Source organism: Streptomyces sp. NBC_00322, assembly GCF_036147535.1.
Lineage (GTDB): Bacteria > Actinomycetota > Actinomycetes > Streptomycetales > Streptomycetaceae > Streptomyces.
This window is the reverse complement of sequence record NZ_CP108019.1, coordinates 2,429,391-2,445,666: the sequence shown is the minus strand read 5'-3', so window position 1 is coordinate 2,445,666 and position 16,276 is coordinate 2,429,391. Positions and strand designations below refer to the sequence as shown.

Annotated in this window: 13 protein-coding genes and 1 pseudogene; 1 reads left to right on the top strand and 13 read right to left on the bottom strand. The window is 69.4% G+C overall.

Annotation, left to right across the window (positions count from 1 at the left end; translation table 11 throughout):
• Positions 1–45: 45 nt before the first annotated feature.
• From OG905_RS11000 to OG905_RS10945, 12 genes are all read right to left on the bottom strand, one after another.
• Positions 46–912 (bottom strand): thiopeptide-type bacteriocin biosynthesis protein, encoded by an 867-nt coding sequence (locus OG905_RS11000; RefSeq protein WP_328667552.1) that lies wholly within the window; start codon positions 910–912, stop codon positions 46–48.
• Positions 909–3,353 carry a lantibiotic dehydratase gene (locus tag OG905_RS10995; RefSeq protein WP_328667551.1) on the bottom strand — a complete coding sequence of 815 codons (2,445 nt, stop codon included), beginning with the start codon at positions 3,351–3,353 and terminating at the stop codon, positions 909–911. Before OG905_RS10995 ends, OG905_RS11000 begins: the two co-directional genes overlap by 4 nt.
• Positions 3,354–3,388: 35 nt before the next feature.
• Entirely contained in the window at positions 3,389–4,921 is a 1,533-nt protein-coding gene (locus tag OG905_RS10990; RefSeq protein ID WP_328667550.1) for a SagB/ThcOx family dehydrogenase, read from the bottom strand.
• Positions 4,921–7,206 (bottom strand): TOMM precursor leader peptide-binding protein, encoded by a 2,286-nt coding sequence (locus OG905_RS10985; RefSeq protein ID WP_328667549.1) that lies wholly within the window; start codon positions 7,204–7,206, stop codon positions 4,921–4,923. The genes OG905_RS10990 and OG905_RS10985 overlap by 1 nt, the downstream gene beginning before the upstream one ends.
• 20 nt (positions 7,207–7,226) lie before the next feature.
• Entirely contained in the window at positions 7,227–8,372 is a 1,146-nt protein-coding gene (locus OG905_RS39135; RefSeq protein WP_443044066.1) for an ATP-binding cassette domain-containing protein, read from the bottom strand.
• A gap of 908 nt (positions 8,373–9,280) precedes the next feature.
• Positions 9,281–11,572, bottom strand: a complete 2,292-nt coding sequence (locus OG905_RS10975; protein ID WP_328667547.1) for a peptidase domain-containing ABC transporter — start codon at positions 11,570–11,572, stop codon at positions 9,281–9,283.
• A gap of 2 nt (positions 11,573–11,574) precedes the next feature.
• Positions 11,575–12,807, bottom strand: a complete 1,233-nt coding sequence (locus tag OG905_RS10970) for a cytochrome P450 (RefSeq protein WP_328667546.1) — start codon at positions 12,805–12,807, stop codon at positions 11,575–11,577.
• A gap of 139 nt (positions 12,808–12,946) precedes the next feature.
• Entirely contained in the window at positions 12,947–13,114 is a 168-nt protein-coding gene (locus OG905_RS10965; protein WP_328667545.1) for a hypothetical protein, read from the bottom strand.
• A gap of 172 nt (positions 13,115–13,286) precedes the next feature.
• Positions 13,287–13,454, bottom strand: coding sequence for a thiocillin family RiPP (locus tag OG905_RS10960; protein WP_328667544.1), 168 nt, complete (start codon positions 13,452–13,454; stop codon positions 13,287–13,289).
• Positions 13,455–13,479: 25 nt separating this feature from the next.
• A complete protein-coding gene (locus OG905_RS10955) occupies positions 13,480–13,638 on the bottom strand; it encodes a thiocillin family RiPP (protein WP_328667543.1) in 159 nt (52 codons plus the stop codon).
• 53 nt (positions 13,639–13,691) lie between these two features.
• Positions 13,692–13,853 carry a RiPP peptide gene (locus tag OG905_RS10950; protein ID WP_214931755.1) on the bottom strand — a complete coding sequence of 54 codons (162 nt, stop codon included), beginning with the start codon at positions 13,851–13,853 and terminating at the stop codon, positions 13,692–13,694.
• A 45-nt stretch (positions 13,854–13,898) separates the two neighbouring features.
• A complete protein-coding gene (locus OG905_RS10945) occupies positions 13,899–14,045 on the bottom strand; it encodes a thiocillin family RiPP (RefSeq protein WP_328667542.1) in 147 nt (48 codons plus the stop codon).
• A 1,175-nt stretch (positions 14,046–15,220) separates the two neighbouring features.
• Here OG905_RS10945 and OG905_RS10940 point away from each other — a divergent pair.
• Positions 15,221–15,370, top strand: a pseudogene (locus tag OG905_RS10940) (thymidine kinase); the annotation flags it as partial.
• On the opposite strand, the gene OG905_RS10935 reads toward OG905_RS10940, so the two are convergent.
• Positions 15,363–16,145, bottom strand: coding sequence for a VOC family protein (locus tag OG905_RS10935; protein WP_328667541.1), 783 nt, complete (start codon positions 16,143–16,145; stop codon positions 15,363–15,365). The pseudogene OG905_RS10940 and the gene OG905_RS10935 overlap by 8 nt on opposite strands.
• Positions 16,146–16,276 lie beyond the last annotated feature (131 nt).

Sequence of the window (16,276 nt, the reverse complement as noted above, 5' to 3'; positions counted from 1 at the left end):
CACGGGTTGGGGATGGGGTTCGCGTGGGCCCGGACATGACGTTTGTCATGCGGCGGCAACGGCGCGCGGGTTCCGCAGGCTCTCCAGCCACAGCAGCCGCGCGATCTGCATCTCCTCGCCGGGCACGACCCCCAGGCGGTTGTTCATCAGGTGGATGTGGTGGAACGCGGTCAGGTAGTCCGGGCGCGGGAGCCCTGCCCGTCGCACCCGGAACCAGAACTCGTCCGCGTAGCCGGTCAACGCTTCCCGCAACGGGGGAACTTGGAGCACGCGGTCGATCTGGGTGCGCAGCACTGCGGTCCGCCGGGCCGCCACCGGGTCGCCCGGCGAGAGTCCGGGGAGCGCGCGGCCGAACGGTGCGTCGCGCAGGCCGCGCCCTGACCAGTACCACGCGTACTGGTGGAGGAAGGAGGTGCGTACCGCGGCGGGAAGCCGGGCGATCATCAACTCGGTGTGGGCCGCCGCGAGCGGAAGGCGCAGGGGGCGCAGCTGCGGGCCGGAACAGACCAGTGCCGCCTCGCTGCCGCACTGCATCAAGCGCTCGGCCAGTTCCACCCCGGCGGGGCCGCCGAACTTGTCGTGCTCCGGCTGGTAAAGGCGTTTGGTCACCATACGGTGGGCGGCCAGCGGCCCGCGCGGGCCCTCAGCCTCCGCGAGGAGGTCCAGTGCCTGGCGGAAGCCGTCGTCCAGATCCTCCTCGTAGCGGGCGAGTTGGCTCGGCGTACCCCGCAGCCGAAACCGCAGCTGGAGACCGACCAGGTCGACGTACTGGAGGAAGAACCAGCGCAGTGCGGGGTCCTCGGTGGTGAAGCGGCGCACGGCCGGGCCGACCACTTGTTCCACCAGGTCGCGTATCTCGGCGATGTTCGCCATGTACACCCGGTAGTAGAGCCATTCCTGCTGATCACTCACTGGCCGTCCTGCCTCAGCATCGCAATGAATTCGGTGGCGGCCGCAGGCTGGTGCGGGTCGGCCGCCCAGTGCCGGTCGCGGCCGGGCAGCGCCTCGGTGATCTCCACCCGGGTGGTGGCCTCGTCGATCTGGCGGAAGGCCGCCCACACAGCGTGGGGGTGGTCGAAGCCGACCCACTGGGGCTTGTGGTGCGTGCCCGGCCGGTCGGTACTGCGGGAGAGGAACACCTCGTCCGGCACGCCCAGTCGGGCGCGCCAGCGCTCCACTTCCAGCAGGAAGTCCACGGGTGACTGGCGCCGGGTCGGACGGGGCAGTTCGCCGGGGGCCGCCAGCCACGACGCCCGGCGCATGACGATCCGGCCCTGCTGGACGCGCGGACGGTACGACGAGGGAGCTCCGGCACCACCGGTCGCGCCGGTGCCACCCGCTGCGTCGACGCCGCCGAGGTCGAGGACCCATGGGTCGCTCAGCGTCGCCAGCAGACGATCCACCCCGTGGAGCGAGGCCACCGGAACGGCCCCCAGGTAGGCGAACGCCGCCGGATCCCCAGCGGCGTCCCGAACCTGGAGGGTGTGCGTGACGGGATCGTGGGTCAGGGTGAAGCCCCGCAGATCGTGAGTCCCGCCCTCGGCCTCGGCCAGTTCGGGGCCCCACCCGGCCCGCGGCAGTCCGCGCAGAGCGGGACGCTGGAACTCGATCCAGTCGGCGTGCGCGGACGTCTGGTACACCCGGCAGCCGGGGTTGAGATCGCTCAGCCACCGCGTCAGTGCCCCGTCGATCCCGTGGCGCAGAGCGGGAATGGCCGCCCACCGGCCGACCATGCCGGGGAGGCCGCTGTGGATCCGGTTCACCACCAGAAGGTGATCACCCCGGGCCACCTCCTCAGCCGATCCCGCGGCCACCTGGAAGAAGACGACGTGGCTCGGCCGGCTCAGCGTCCGGTCACCGCCCAATTGCCCCTGCGCCGGCACGGCGCCGGCCGACTGGCCGGGCGCCGGCTGCCACGTCGCAGGCGGATCGGCCGCCAGGAACCGGTAGCAGAAGGAGAGCAAGTCGCCCGCTCCGCCTGAGCCGTACCACCGTACGAAGTGGCCGAGCATCCTGTCGTACAGCGGCGCGCGCCGGATGTGCGGCGTGAGAGCCGAGGCGACGGTATGCAGATCGGCCCTCACGACGTCACCCAGCCGGGGGCTCGCTCCGGGGCCATGGGCGACGGCCTCGTGCAGAAGCCCCGCACCGGCCAGCCAGTCGGGCGGCCGACGGTTCTGAGCGCGGACGGCCTCGACCAGGGTGGTGCGGGACCGTGTGACCGCACGGGCCCGCTTCTCCGCGTCGGCGTCGCCCGCCATCAACTCCTCCGCCCGGGCCAGGGCCCGGACCGCTTCGGCGACCGGTCCGGGCGCCTGTCCGGTGATGCGGCCCAGCGCGGTGAAGTGGCCGCCGTCGGCGGCGCTCCAGGGGGTGACCGGGAGGAGCACGCCCATGGCCACCAGCCGCCGCACGGAGGCGGAGTCCGCATCGAGGGCCTCGACGGCCTCCGGGAGGGACACCGGCTGCGCGGGCAGGGCGTCCAGCCGTCCCCGCACCGCAACCACATCGGTAATCTCGTCCGCACGCAGGAAGACCCCGCCCGCATGGCAGTACAGCGGGAGGGCGGCGAGTCCTCGTCCGCCGACGGTCCGCACACTCGGGTTGGCGAGCAGCCGCAGATCCGCGGGCGCGTCCGGGTGGCCGGCCCAGAAGCGCAGCAGATCCAGTGCCGCCGCTCGGGAGGAGGAGACCACCCGGTCGGGGAGCGGTGTGTCCGGCGCCGCCGCCGGCCCGTCCCACCCGGCTACCCCGACGGTGGTCAAGGTGCCGAACGGGCTGGGCTTGACGGCGGTGCGCGACAGATACGCCGCGGCGCTGCGGGCCAGCCGTGAATCCCACGCGGGAGCCCTGCCGGCACGGAGGCCCAGGAGCTCAAGGGTGAAAGAGGGGCTGGCCAGCGAGAGGCCGCGCGCGATCCGCTCCTCCCGAAGCAGCTCCGTCATGGCGACTGCGGCGTCCGTGATCTCCTTGTCCGCCGCCCGTTCGGCCCGTGTCACCAGCGTGGCCCGCTCCCGGACCGCGGCGCACCAGAGCTCCAACCGGTCCCGGGCCTCGCCGTCGAGCCAAGGTGAGACCAGTACGGCCGTCTCCTGCGTCGCCGCGGTCAGTCTCCGGTTGTGCACGGCTCTGCGCAGGAACAGAGCCCCCCTGCGCACCGACCGGTCGAGACCATCGGTGGGCACCAGCCGGTGCAGATCGTCGGCCAGGGCCTCGGCGATCCGTTCGGCGCGGTCTTCGTGTTCCAACGCCCTGCGCACCAGGGAGAGGGTCTCCTCGGCCCGAAGCACCTCCAACGCCCTCACCGGCAGTCCGCAGACGCGGGACACCACGATCGGCGCACTGTCCACCATGACGAAGCTCCCTCGCTCTCGATTCCGTGCCCTGCTCAAGGGAGGAGGTGCCGGACTTCCTGCTGCCACTGCGGGTCGTTGCCCGGACGCCAGTCGGTGGCGTGGCGGGCGCTCTCCTCGAGCGGCCGGGTCTGCGGCGCGCTGCCCAGCAGGAACTCGCCGATCGCCGATTCCTTGAGGGGATCGAGTCCGAAGGCGCGCTCGGCCAGTTCGGAGTTCCCGCTGCCGAGTCCGCAGGCTGCGAGCCCCATGGCGGTGGCCACCAGATACAGCGTCTGGTACAGGACACCGACGTGCTTGAGCGTCACGGCGTAGGCGATGGACTGGTACTTCCACGAGAGCCGCTGGAACCTCGACGTCATCGTGATCAGCACATCCGGGACCGCCTCGCCGCCGGTGGACAGCGATCCGAGGTCCAGCAGGTTCTGCCGCAGCCCCGGGTCGGCGTTCACCAGCCGCAGGCAGTGGTCCTGCGCGTCGTAGTGGTAGATGCCCGGCTCGATGCCGTCGCAGCGCCTGATGGTCAGGTACAGCTCCAGCTCGTAGGCCGCACCGCCGCACGGATACGGCCTGGTCGAGCCGGCGTACGGCATCTTCTGGTCCGGACGCGGCCCGTAGGTGCCGCGGACGCGTGCCGCCCGGTAGAGGAATTCGCCGAGCTGCTCGGCGTCGATCGGGCGCTCACCGTAACTGCGGATCGACTGCCGCCCCTCCATGACGGCCAGCAGGCTCGGGTCCTTGGCGAGGACGTCCGTGAGCTGCGGACGGAACAGCGGGATCGGCTCACCCGGCGGCGCCGGCTTGACCGGCGGCAGCGGTTCGATCGAACCGATGTACGGGAAGCGGCCGCCGTACGGTTCGTCGGTGCGGCCGAGACGGCTGCGCGAGTGGAAGTACAGGTCGTGGAAGTCCCACTGGCGCAAGACCTCGTCGTCGTCCGCGGCGAAGACCGCCGGGCCGTCCCCGCGTGTTCCCAGGTCGGCGAAGCCCGCTCCGACCAGATGCCCGAGCACGGCGGCGACGGCCTCGGCCGGCAGCTCCGCGGAGGCCAGCTCCAGGGCGGTCGCCGTCTCGCCCAGGGCCGACGCGACCGAAGCCGCCTCGGCGGACCGCAGCACGCAGCGGTAGGCGGTCAGTGGTGTCTCCACCACCAAGGCGCCCTCGCGTCGGCGCAGCAGGGCGAACTTCGACAGCCGGACCGGGGTGTCCGTGGGGACGTCGACGACGTCGTACGGTTCGGCGGGGGCGGTGGCCTCCACCGCCATCAGCTCCGCACCCCGGTACATCAGGGAGCGGGCCAGGAACGGCGAGATCCGCTCCAGCACCCGGGTGAGCTGGCGCTCCTGGTATGCGTCGAGACCGGCGGCCAGCTCGTCGGTCGGCACGGCGTGGCGGGAGAGCCGCTCGAGCACTCCCAGGATCCCGGGGGTCACCCCGCGCAGCCGGTACCCGGTCTGGTTGCGCAGCGACAGCAGCACCGTGGAGTCGCGGTGCTCGCAGAGGACGCCCTGGCGCAGGGCCGTCGCCTCGGTGAGCGAGCCGCGCGGGGTCACGTTGACGGTGGTCATCACAGGAACATCGCAATCGGGTTGAGGTCGTCTTCGGTGGGCTTGCGGTCGAGCCAGCCCAGCTCGACCGGTACGTCGTAGAGGCGGCCGGGGGCGTAGCGGGGCCAGAAGTGACGCATCCCCGGCACGATGACCCGGGCCACCGGCAGGCCGATGTCCACCCGCGTCTGGTCCAGGACGAGCATTTCCATGCCCTTGTCCTCGACGGCGCGCTGTGCGCGCAGCACGTCCTCGCGCAGGTCCGCCGAGTGGTGCTCGGCGTAGTCGGCGGCGGTCCGCACGAGCCCGTCGGCCGGCCGCATGTACGGCTGGTTCTGCATGGTCGCGGTCTGCCACCACTTCAGCTGGTCGGGGTCGTTGTAGGCGTAGCTGCCGGAGCCGTCCGCACCCATGCCGATCACGGCAGGCAGGAACTGGTTCATCTCGGACAGCGCCCGTCCGATGGCGATCTTGATGTCGAAGTGCGAGCCGAGCGCGAAGAGGATGTCCTGCACCGGCTTGTCCGTGCGATAGGAGACGGCTACGACCGACGGGATCCCCAGGTCGTTGGTGACGTCCAGCACCCATGTCTCGCGGCCGAGTGAGCGGTAGCGGTCCTGCCACTTGCGGAAGTACGGGTCGTCGAAGCTGTCCAGGTCGATCCGCGGCATGCGCAGCCGGTGGTACCACCACATGGCGACGCTGTCCCGCTCGACGAGTTCGAAGAAGCCCTGCAGGATCGCGTCCTCCAAGGTCGTGCCGGCCGCGCACCCGTTGGAGTTGGCGCCGGCGTTGAAGCGCACCGCCTCGCTGGAGCTGGAGTACGAGAAGTACAGCGAGGAGGTCGGCAGGTACTTGTGCCGCTGTTCGGTCAGCGACCAGACCGGTGACCAGTCCACCGGCTCGGCCGGGTTCATCCTCGGCGACACCCAGTGGAAGTGCGAGGGCCGCGCGTTCCACTCGAGCCGGTCCGCGAACTGCCGGTCGCTGTACTGGTGGAGCGCGTTGGGCTCCACGGCCCGGTCGGCGCCGAGTTCCTCGTACGAGCTGGTGATGCGCGCCTCGTCGCCGTGGAACACCCCGGAGTACCGCTCGATCGCCTCGCCGAGGGCACTCGCCCTGGCCTGTACGTCGCTGATGCCCTTGCCGGAGCTGGCGCTGCGCAGCCCGGCGCGCAGGTCGGCCGCGTTGGCCATCGGCACGGCGAAGTTCTGTCCCGCCGTGTACGTGTGGAGCCCTTCGACGTCCAGCGGGACCTTCACCAGGCTGCTGACCGGGCCGCTGATCGGGCTGACCAGGTGCTGGAAGGTGTCGAGGAACTCCTGCGGGTCCTTGGCCCGGTGGCCGCCGTCCGATGCCACGGCCTTGATCTGGCTGGAGAGTTCCACCGGGCCCCGTTGCCGCTTCGCCTGGAGGTCCGGGTCGCCGCAGGCCCGGCACTGCGGGCGCCGGGTGACCGGGTGCTGCTCGGTACGCAGGGTCAGCGTGTCGAGGGACGTCACCTGGTCACGGGGGACGTTCGTGCCGGGCACGGCACCGCCGACAGCCCCGGCGAGCCACTTCGCGGCCTCCAACGCAGCCAGTTGGGTGGCGACCCGGACGGTGGCGGGCACGTCGGTCACCGAGTTCACGAGGACGTCGGTGAGGACGCCGCGCTGACGGAGGTACGAGGTCAGCATGTGCTTGTTGGCCAGCCGTATGCGAAGGCACTCGTAACACGCGCTGACGCCGGGCTGGAAGACCGGCCCCAGCCACACCGTCGCCCCGACCGGCTTCACCAGAAGCCACGGCTTGCCACCGGCCAGCGCTTGCCGGTTGACGCCATCCAGTTCGGGCCGCAGGTAGTCATCGGTCAGGACGACCGTCAGCGCGCTGTCCGGTGCGTCGGTGACACGGATGCCGAAGGCCTCGGCAGCGTCCGTGAACCACTGTGCGCTCACGTCGCCGAGGGCCACCACGTCCACGCCGGCGGCCTGCACGGTGCGTACGGCCTCGTCGCCGTCCACGCCGAGCAGCTCCCAGTAGCCCCCTGCACGTGGGTCGACGGAGGCGTCGGCCTCCACGACGTGTCCGGCGGCGATGAGCTTGTCCAGTGCGCGCCCGACCCGCTCGGGCGAGAACTCGCCCGAGAGCCGGTCCGCGATCTCCTCGCGTGTGTGGCCGCCCTGCAGCAGCGGGGCCATGAGCTCGATCATCCGGCCTTCCAGCCGGAGCTGGCCGGACCGCTCGGTGGTGAGGTAGACGCCGTCCCCGGCGACGGTCGTGCTGCGCACATACCTCGTGAACCGGGTTGTGGTGCTGGTCATGGTTCGGTTGCCTTTCCTTCTCACGTCAAAGTCGTTGCGTCGGGGTCCGGGAAAGGACCACCGGATGCGGACGGCAGGTCGGCACTGCCGGATTCGGTGATCCGTCCGTCGGAGACGACCACGATGCGGTCGGCCCGGCGGATCGTGCTGAGGCGGTGGGCGACGACGATCCTGGTGATCCCCAGCGCCCCGATCGCTGTGCTGATCTCGTCCTGTGTGGCGTTGTCGAGCGCGCTGGTGGCCTCGTCGAGAAGCAGGATGCGGGGCCGGCCGACCAGCGCTCTGGCGATCAGCAGACGCTGCAGTTGCCCGCCCGAGAAGCCTGACTCGCCATCCGTCAGCCGGGTGTCCATACCCATGGGCAGGGCCCGGATCTCGTCGGCTATCCCGGCCAGCCCGGCGGCGTACCAGGCGGCTTCCTCGTCGTGCTCCGGGGCACTGCCGAGGATGACCGACCGGATGGTGCCGCGCAGCACCTTGCTGTCCTGCGGGACGTATCCCATCTGCCCGCGGACCGCGCCGAGATCCAGCCCGGCGAGGTCGTGGCCGTCCAGCAGCACGGCGCCCGCGTCAGGCCGGTCCAGACCCAGCAGCAGCCGCAGCAGGGTGGACTTTCCGGCACCCGATTCGCCGACGACCGCCAGGAACTCGCCCGGCTCCACCGTGAGGTCAACCCCCTTCAGCACCGGCTCCGCAGAGCCCGGGTAGCCGAAGGTGACGCCACGCAGCTCTGCCCGTCCGGTGAGACGGCCGGGCAGGACGCCGGCGGGTGGCGTCTCCGGCGCGGTGGCCAGAATGGGTTCCAGCCGTGCGTACGTGGTACGCAGTGTGAAGACTGCCTGGAGCACTCCGGGCAGCCGGCTCAGCGCCAGGTTCAGCTGGACCCCGGCGAAGGACACCGCCCAGATGCCGGTCAACCCGATGCCTCGCAGCTGGACCACCGGCAGGAGGACGCACAGCAGCAGGGGCAGGGTGGCGGCGATCAGCGCAGCCGACACCTCGGCATGGCGCAGTCCCGCGTCATCGGCACACTTCTGCGCGTCGAACCCCTGCCACCACTTGCGGAAGACCAGCTGCTGGGCTCCGTACGCGCGGACCTCGTCGATGCCGAGCAGCGCCGGGTAGACGGTGGACTGCACGCTCTCCACGGCGTCGTACACGCGCATGTCGTGCTTCTGCTGCGCCCACGAGAGCCATCCCAGCAGCGTCAGCAGGCATGCGGTGACGGCCGCGGCGACGAGGCCGAGTATCCCGTCGACCAGCATGAGCAAAATGATCGCCACGGCGGAGAAGAGCGCGTTCAGCAGTGCGTCGAGACCGGATGGTCCGAGCAGGGACCGCAGCCGGCCGATACCCCCGGCGTGATTGAGTAGCCGCACGCTCGAATAGCGGCGCAGGAACGGCAGCGGGAGGCTGAGTACCCGCTCCCACACCGCCGGTTCCACGGTGGCCTCGATGCGCGTCTGGAGTGCGCTGGTCGAGTGATCACGCATCTCCGCGAGCAGCCGGCCCAGCGGGACGGCGCCGAGCACCGCGGCGCACGTCCAGCCGAAGAGGGCGTCGTCGTCGGTGAGGACCGCCGTGATGAGCAGCAGCGAGCCGATGGGAGCGGCGAAGGCCAGCACTGCGGCCAGCAGGCCGCCCGCCAACGTACCGGTCAACGGCATCGCCGCGCCGCGCAGGGAGAACCGCAGCAGACGGCGGCCCGTGATCCCGGTGTGCGGCAGCCGGGCCCGCATGACCCAGCAGTTCTCGTCGAATCCTCCGGCGTCGGCGGGTGACACCGGACGTCCGTGACGGCCCGTCGCCTCGACGGCGGTCCAGCCCCGCCTGCTGGGCAGCAACGCCACCGGCTCGCCGTCGCGGGACGCGAGCACAGGCGCCTTCGGAAGCCAGGTGAGGGCCTGGGTGACCGGCGCGCGGTGGGCCCGGACGCCGCACCGTTCGGCGGCCGCGGCCACCGGATCCGAGGCTGTCGGCCGCAGCTCCGGCAGTGCCTCCCCGGATACGCCGAGGGCGGCGAGCAGCGGCTTCAGGGCGTCACGGTGGGCGGCCCACGCCTCTCCTGCCGGGGTCACCGGCTCGCTCCGAGCAGTTCGCGGTACTGGCCCTGCCGGGCGGACAGGTCGCGGTGCGTACCGAGCTGGGCCGGTGTGCCGCGGTGCAGTACGAGGACCAGGTCGTCCGGGCCTACGGTGCCGAGACGGTGGGTGACCACGACGGTCGTGGTTCCCAAGCGGCGCAGGTTGGCGTCGATCCTGGCTTCCAGGGGGCCTTCGAGCGCGCTCGTCGCCTCGTCCAGTACGAGGAGTGCGGGTTGGCGGCACAGGGCGCGGGCGAGTGCGAGGCGCTGCCGCTCGCCGCCGGAGAAGTTCTGTCCGTTCGGCTCGACGCGGGCGTCACGGGGACCACCGCGGCGAGCGACGACCCTGTCGAGGCAGGCGGTGGCCAGTGCCTGGTCGATCAGGTCGGGAGCGAACTCGTCGTCGCCGAAGGCGACGTTCTCGGCGACGCTGCCCTCGAAGAGCACGGGATGCTGGCTGACGTAGCCGACGGACCCGGGCGGCAGGTCGGTGACCGGGATGCCGTCGAGTGTGACCGAGCCTGCCCACGGGGCGGTGCTTCCCACGACGAGACGGGCCAGGGTTGACTTGCCGCTGCCGGTGGTTCCGACGACCACGAGGCGGCTGCCGGGCGGCACCCGGACATCGACGCCGCGGACCAGGGGCGGACGGTTGATGTCGTATCCGAATTCCAGGGTGCGAAGTTGAAGCCGGCCGGCGGAACCGGGGGTGGCTCCGACGCCGGAAGGTGTGGGGGTGGTAGCGGTGGTCGCGGGGGGAACGAGGGGCGCGCCTGCCTTTACCGCTTCGGCGCTCTCGGCACTCCGGAGCGCTTGCACGGACCCGGCCGTCTCGGGGGACGAACCGGCGACGTCCGCGAAGGCCGCGAAGGCCGCGCGCAACTGCCCGAACGACAGGCCGCCGCGCGTCACCGCACCCGCCGAGGCTTGGAAGACGCCGACCAGGGTGATGACGGACATCAGATCGGGCAGCGCCATGGCACCACGCCTGACGTCGGCCGCTGCCCAGAGCACCGCGGCGACGGAGACGAGGGAGTCGACGACACCGGCGGTACCCAGCGTCCGCTGGGCCGACCTCATGGATCGGTGCGCCACGGCCAGACTCCGGGCGTGGGACTGCTCCCAGCGATCGAGCAGCACGGTGGTGGCGGCTTCCGCCTTCAACGTCTCGAGCATGTTCAGCCCGCTGATCATCTCGCCGTCGCGGGAGGCCTGTTCGGCCAGCAGCCGGCCCTGCCGGGAGGCCTCACCGGTGGAGGCCCTGCGCAGGATCGCCGTCGAGCAACCGACACCGCAGAGCACGAGCACAGCGATACCCGGAGCGAACCAGGCCAGCACCCCCAGCACGACAGTCATGCTCACGCCGCCGACGAAGACCGGTACGACGGTGCCGGCGAGCTGGTTGGCGATGGTGTCGGCGATCTGGACCCGGGCTGCGACACCGCCCGTGAACCGGCGCTGGAAGAAGGATGCGGGCAGATCCAGCAATGTCCGTACGAAGAAGCGGGAGTTGTCCACGGAGAGGCCGCGCAGCAGCGCCGACTGCAGTCGGGTCTGTATCCACGTCGCGGTCAACGCGGCGACCGCAGCACTGCCGAGGGCCCACAGCAAGACGCCGCCTCCTGCCGTTCCGGCGGCTCCGGCCGAGTCGGGCCGGGCCGTCGCGGTGACGACGGCTCGCATGAGCAGTGCGGTGGCCACGGCCACCAAGGCGGCCGACGTGCCGGCCAGCACCGACCCGGCCAGCAGACCCAGGCGGGGCCGCGCCCAGGACAGCAGGTCGCCGCGCAACCGGTGCGGTACCCCGGCCGGGTGGAAATCCTCCGTGGGTGTGAAGACGAGGGCGATGCCGCTGAAGAAAGCACGGAACTCCGCCATCGGCATGAGGCGGTGGCCGATCGCCGGATCGTTGAGGCTGACGGTGCCCCGCTCGGAGACATGGTCCAGGACCACGAAATGGTTGCCGCCGACGAAGAGGATGGCGGGGGCCGCCAGGGAACGCATGGACCTCGTGTCGGCCTGGTCGTCACCGGACAGCCGGATCCGCTTGCCACTTCCCGCCAGTCCGTAGTGGGAGGCGGCGCGGATGAGCGTCGCGGCCGTCACGCCGTCGCGTCCGCCCCCGCACACCTGCTGCAACTCGCGCCACGACGCATGCCGTCCGAACCAGGCCAGGACGACCGACAGACAGGAGGCTCCACAGTCGGCCTCCTCGACCTGGCGCACATGCCGGGTCCTGACCGGCCGGGCGACCGCCCGCCGCAGGAAAGGCGCCTCGGGCATTCTCATACCTCCAGCCCCGTTCCCAGCCGCACGGGGAGGACGGCGGGGCTGTTGAAGGTCAGCTCACTGCGCCAGGGGAGAGAGTCCGCGGGTTGCGCGAGCGCGATGCCGTCCTGGGCCAGTCGGGCGAGCAGCAACTCGGACTGGAGAGACCCCAGCCCGGCGCCGAGACAGAAATAGGCGCCGTGGCCGAATGACATGCTGGCATTCTGGGTGCGGTCCCAGCGGAACTCCAGCGGTGCCTCGAAACGGCGGGGGTCGAGATTGGCGGCGGCGAAAGCAAGCAGCACGATCTCCCCCTTGCGTATGACGATATTTCCGATCGAGAGGTCCTCGGCGGCAACGCGTGCCCCAAAAGTGACCGGCGCGAGCAGGCGGATCGATTCTGCAAAGGCTGGGGCAGCCCACTTTTCAGGGTCCTCGGCGACCCGCTGCCATTCCGCCGGCCGGGTGAGCAGACAGAGAAGGGCGTTGGTCAGGCCGCTGGTTACCGTATCGACCCCAGTCATGAAGAGCAGCAGAACCATATTGACGACCTCGTCATGGCTCAGGTGCCCGCTGCGACGTGACGCGTTGAGGCGGGATATGACGTCGGTGCCATTCCGTGTGTCCCGCTCTCGGACCACCGATTCGACGTAGGACCGCAACTTCTGAAATCCTTCGACGGAAATGGGTTCTGTCGTCGGCTTGGCACCGGGGAAACTCTTTCCCAACTGGGCCAGCATGCCCCGCGACCACGTCGTCACCTGACCCCAATCCTCCTCCGGCAGGTCAAGCAGCGCCGCCGTGACCAGAGAGGGAAGGGGGACCGCTATGCGGGACACGAACTCGAATCCACTGTCGACCGCGGGGTCGGCCAGGAGGGTGTCGATGATGCGCGAAATCCTCTCCCGCAGACGCTCGACTGACCGTCCTGTGAACTCCCGGGCGAGTACGCCGCGAAGCCTGCGGTGATCCTCCGGAGCCCGCACGGACATCGAATTTGAGAAGAATTCCGTGAAGTCCGGATTCTCTTCCCGCATGTCCGCCGGGAATTCTGGGCTGACCATGGTGAGCCCGGGATGATTGCTGAACTTCGCCACCAGGTCGTGACGCGAGATGACCCACAGCCCGGGAAAGTGAACAACGGGCGACTCTGCGACCAGCTGCGCGAAGAGATCGGTGTTGTCGGCGGCGGAGTCCTCCTGCATGGCGAACCAGCGCCACACTCGCCGCGCGCTCTCAGTCGTTGACACTCCCACATTCCTTAACGGCCTGGCACTTTCATGCCGTAATAAAAGCGAAAGGGTGCTGCGCCCCGTCACCCGTTGGAAGGTGATCCAGCGGCAGGGCGCAGCACCCGAGGCGTTACTCAGCCACCCTGATGACGGTGCATCAGGTGGCGCAGCCGTACGTGCCGAAGCAGGTCGGGCAGCCCATGGATCCGAGGGTGCCGAAGCAGTTGGTGCCACCCGCCTCGGTCAGCTCCTCGATCGCGATGTCCTCCGCCAGGGCGATGCCGGTGGCGTCGATCTCGGTGTGCATGGTGTCGAGAGAGTTCATGTCGTTTCACCTCCTTCCTGACATTCGGTCCGGCCGCGAAAGCCGGATTCCGTCATACTGAGAAGTGCCGGAAACGGCACCCGGTGTCGCCGTCGACCCGCCGGACGAGGTTCTCTGCATGAACCTCGTCCGACGTCCGTCTCCGGCGATGCCGGGCCCGCGGCCTCGCAGCTCAGTGAGAGCTGGCGGTACCGACAGATCCGGCCGAGGAGGGGCAGCCCGCGCATCCGACCGTGCCGAGGCAGAAGCTGCCGCCCGTGGCGTCGGTCAGGTCCTCGATGCTGATGTCCTCGGTGTGGCCGACCGACAGCTCGGCTGCGAGGATTCCATCGTTGTTCATGTGTTCTCCTGCGCGAGTCGAAACGTCAGTGCGATGTCGTGGTGCCGTACGAACCGGCCGAGCTCGGGCAACCGAAGGTGCCGGCCGAGCCGAGGCACCAGCCCGCGCCGCTGGCGTCGGACAGCTCCTCGATGGCCACGTCCTCGAAGAGGTCGAGGTCCGTTTCCGCGATGGTGTCGTTCACTGTTCACCTCCTTTCTTCAACAGGGGTGCACACAGGGCTCCTGCAGGTCTGCGTCAGCTCCAGCTGAACGCGGTACCGATGCAGGCGGGGCAGGTGGTCGAACCGAAGGTGCCACCGGTGTTGGTCGTGCCACCGGCACCGGCCATGTCACCGAGCTCCTCGATGGCGATGTCGTCGAACTCCTCGACGATCTCCATGTTCTGCATGTTCTCCATGTTTTTCACCTACTCTCGAAATGAGTGGGAAGCGGGAAATAGCCTCTAGCCGAAGCTGGACGCAGTCCCGGCCGAGCTGGGGCAACCAGCTGACCCGACACAGAACGCGGTGCCCGCACCGGCCGTGTCCGCGAGTTCCTCGATGGCAATGTCCTCGAGCTGAACCGGGACGTCCATGTTGCTGTTCTCCATGACTTTCTCACCTCCTTTCCATCACGGCGCATTAAGCGCCGTAATTTACCCATGCCGAGGAGAGGTCGCACGGAAGTGCGCCACAGAACCGGGCATGGAGAAATGAATCCGCACCACTGAGACAGGGTGGGAAAGACTGAAAGAGGCGCCATCGGACAGGCGAAGACATGTCTCGCCCGAACTCGCGATAAATGCCGGCACGCACGAGGGAGACTCAGAGTTCGGTGCCGGGACTTTACGGCTGTGCGGCGCGACGACATACCGTCGAGAGCCGGAAACGAGCCGAACGAGCAGGCGCAGAACGGAGTGCCGCCGTTGCGTAGAGCCGCAGATGTGGCGGAAGCTAGGAAAGTCCGTCAGAAAAGGGCAACGACAAGCAGGCCGATCACAATGACCGCCGCAGTGATGCCGAAAATAGGAGCCCACTCCCGCAGGTCGTCCTTGTAAGTCTTGCGGCCGTCGCCCTGGGACCCACCGCTGGCTGCAGCGCCCGCAGATCCACTGTCCCCGCCGTAACCGCCCGAGTCCCCGCCGTGCACAGACTACCCCCGTAGTTATTTCGAACCATGCAGCGCTTGTTATGCCGCAGTTAATCCGCCTGAGCGTTGGTCACCGCCTGGCGTGATCCCAACGTTACGAACACCCGTCCGGCATGTCAATTGAGGTCTGATGGCCTCGAGACACCTCCTCAAAAGCCGAGAAATCTGGCACAGATCGGACATATCTCACCGGTCGTTAGGTCCGAAGGGCTTCGTTAAATGCGATAATTTGGACATAAGTGACAGGTAGTTGCGTATTCAATTCTCCAAACCTCGCTTCCGCCCACCCCTCCTTTGCTTCTTCTTTGTGATTTCGGGGGTCGGTGTAGAGAATTCTGTGCGCCCGAATTTCGGCACAGGGCCAAGGGGGCGACGACTCGGCGAGAAACCTCAACAGAGACTCAATTCTGTGGAGATTCGGTGTTTCTGGCCTGAGGCGATTCAACGGAAGCGGCGCCCGGCCGTAGGCCAGTTGAGACGTGTGTGCGGCATACGCCGAGCCCGTACCGGCAAAGGGCCGAGTTGCGGGCCCTCCTGACCGACGCGGAGGGGATGCGCGGAGACCGCCCGCGGAACCGAAGGACATGCCCCCACCCGCACGAGCTATTGCTGTTCCGTGAGTTCGCGGTGCTCTTCGCCCAGGTCGTCGTCGGGGACGTCAACCAGTCGCCGGACGAGATCGGTTACGAGGTGCTGTGCCGGCGCCACCACCGGCGGCGGATGACGGCGGCCACCGCTCGTGCCGCCGCCCTCTCGCCGGACGTCCTGCCGGTGGAGGTCACCTAGGGCCGCGGGCGGCCGACCGTACGATCGTGAACACCGCGCCCTCCGGGTCCGCGACAATCGCGAGCCGGCCGCTGGAGGCCTCGCGTGGCGGCTGCACCACATGCCCGCCGAGCCCCACGACCCGTTCCGCGGCCTCGTCGGGGTCCTCCACTTCGAAGTACGTCATCCAGTGCGTGCCCCGGTTGCGCGGCAGGGCGTGGCCCACGCCGTGCAGCGAAGCCACCGGGCGCCCTTTCAGGAGCAGCGTCACATAGTCCAGGTCCGCCGAGACGACCGCCTCCACCTCGTAGCCGAACACCGCTTGATAGAACTTGCCGACCGACGAGGTCTCCACGGTCAGCAGTTCGTTCCAGACAGGTGTGCCATGTGTGCCGTACACCGCGGTGCCGCCGTGGGCGCTCGCCTGCCAGATACCGAAGACCGCGCCCGCCGGGTCGGTCACCACGGCCATCCGGCCTGCGTCCTCGGCGTCCAGCGGGCCGACTCCGACGGTGCCTCCACAACTCCTGATCGTCTCCGCGGTGGTGTCCGCGTCGTCGGTCGCCAGATAGGGCGTCCAGGCGATCGGCAGTTGCCGGTCGGCCGACAGGCTGCCGATACCGGCCACCTCCTTGCCGTCGATCAGTGCCCGGACATACGGGCCGAGCTGTTGTGGGCCGGGGGAGAACTCCCAGCCGAACAACTCGCCGTAAAAGCTCTGGGTCCTGTCAAGGCCATGCACCATCAAGCTCACCCAGCAGGGTGTGCCGGGCGTGTGCCGAGTCGCCTCGGTCATCGTCACTCTCTCCTCGGACCATCGTGGTGGCCGTGCGGGGGGACCGGGTACGCGCCGTTGTGCGGAACGGCCGCGCCCCGTGCAGATGGTTCCACCACCCGGCGTCCGGCGCGCCCCGGCCGCGCCGGATT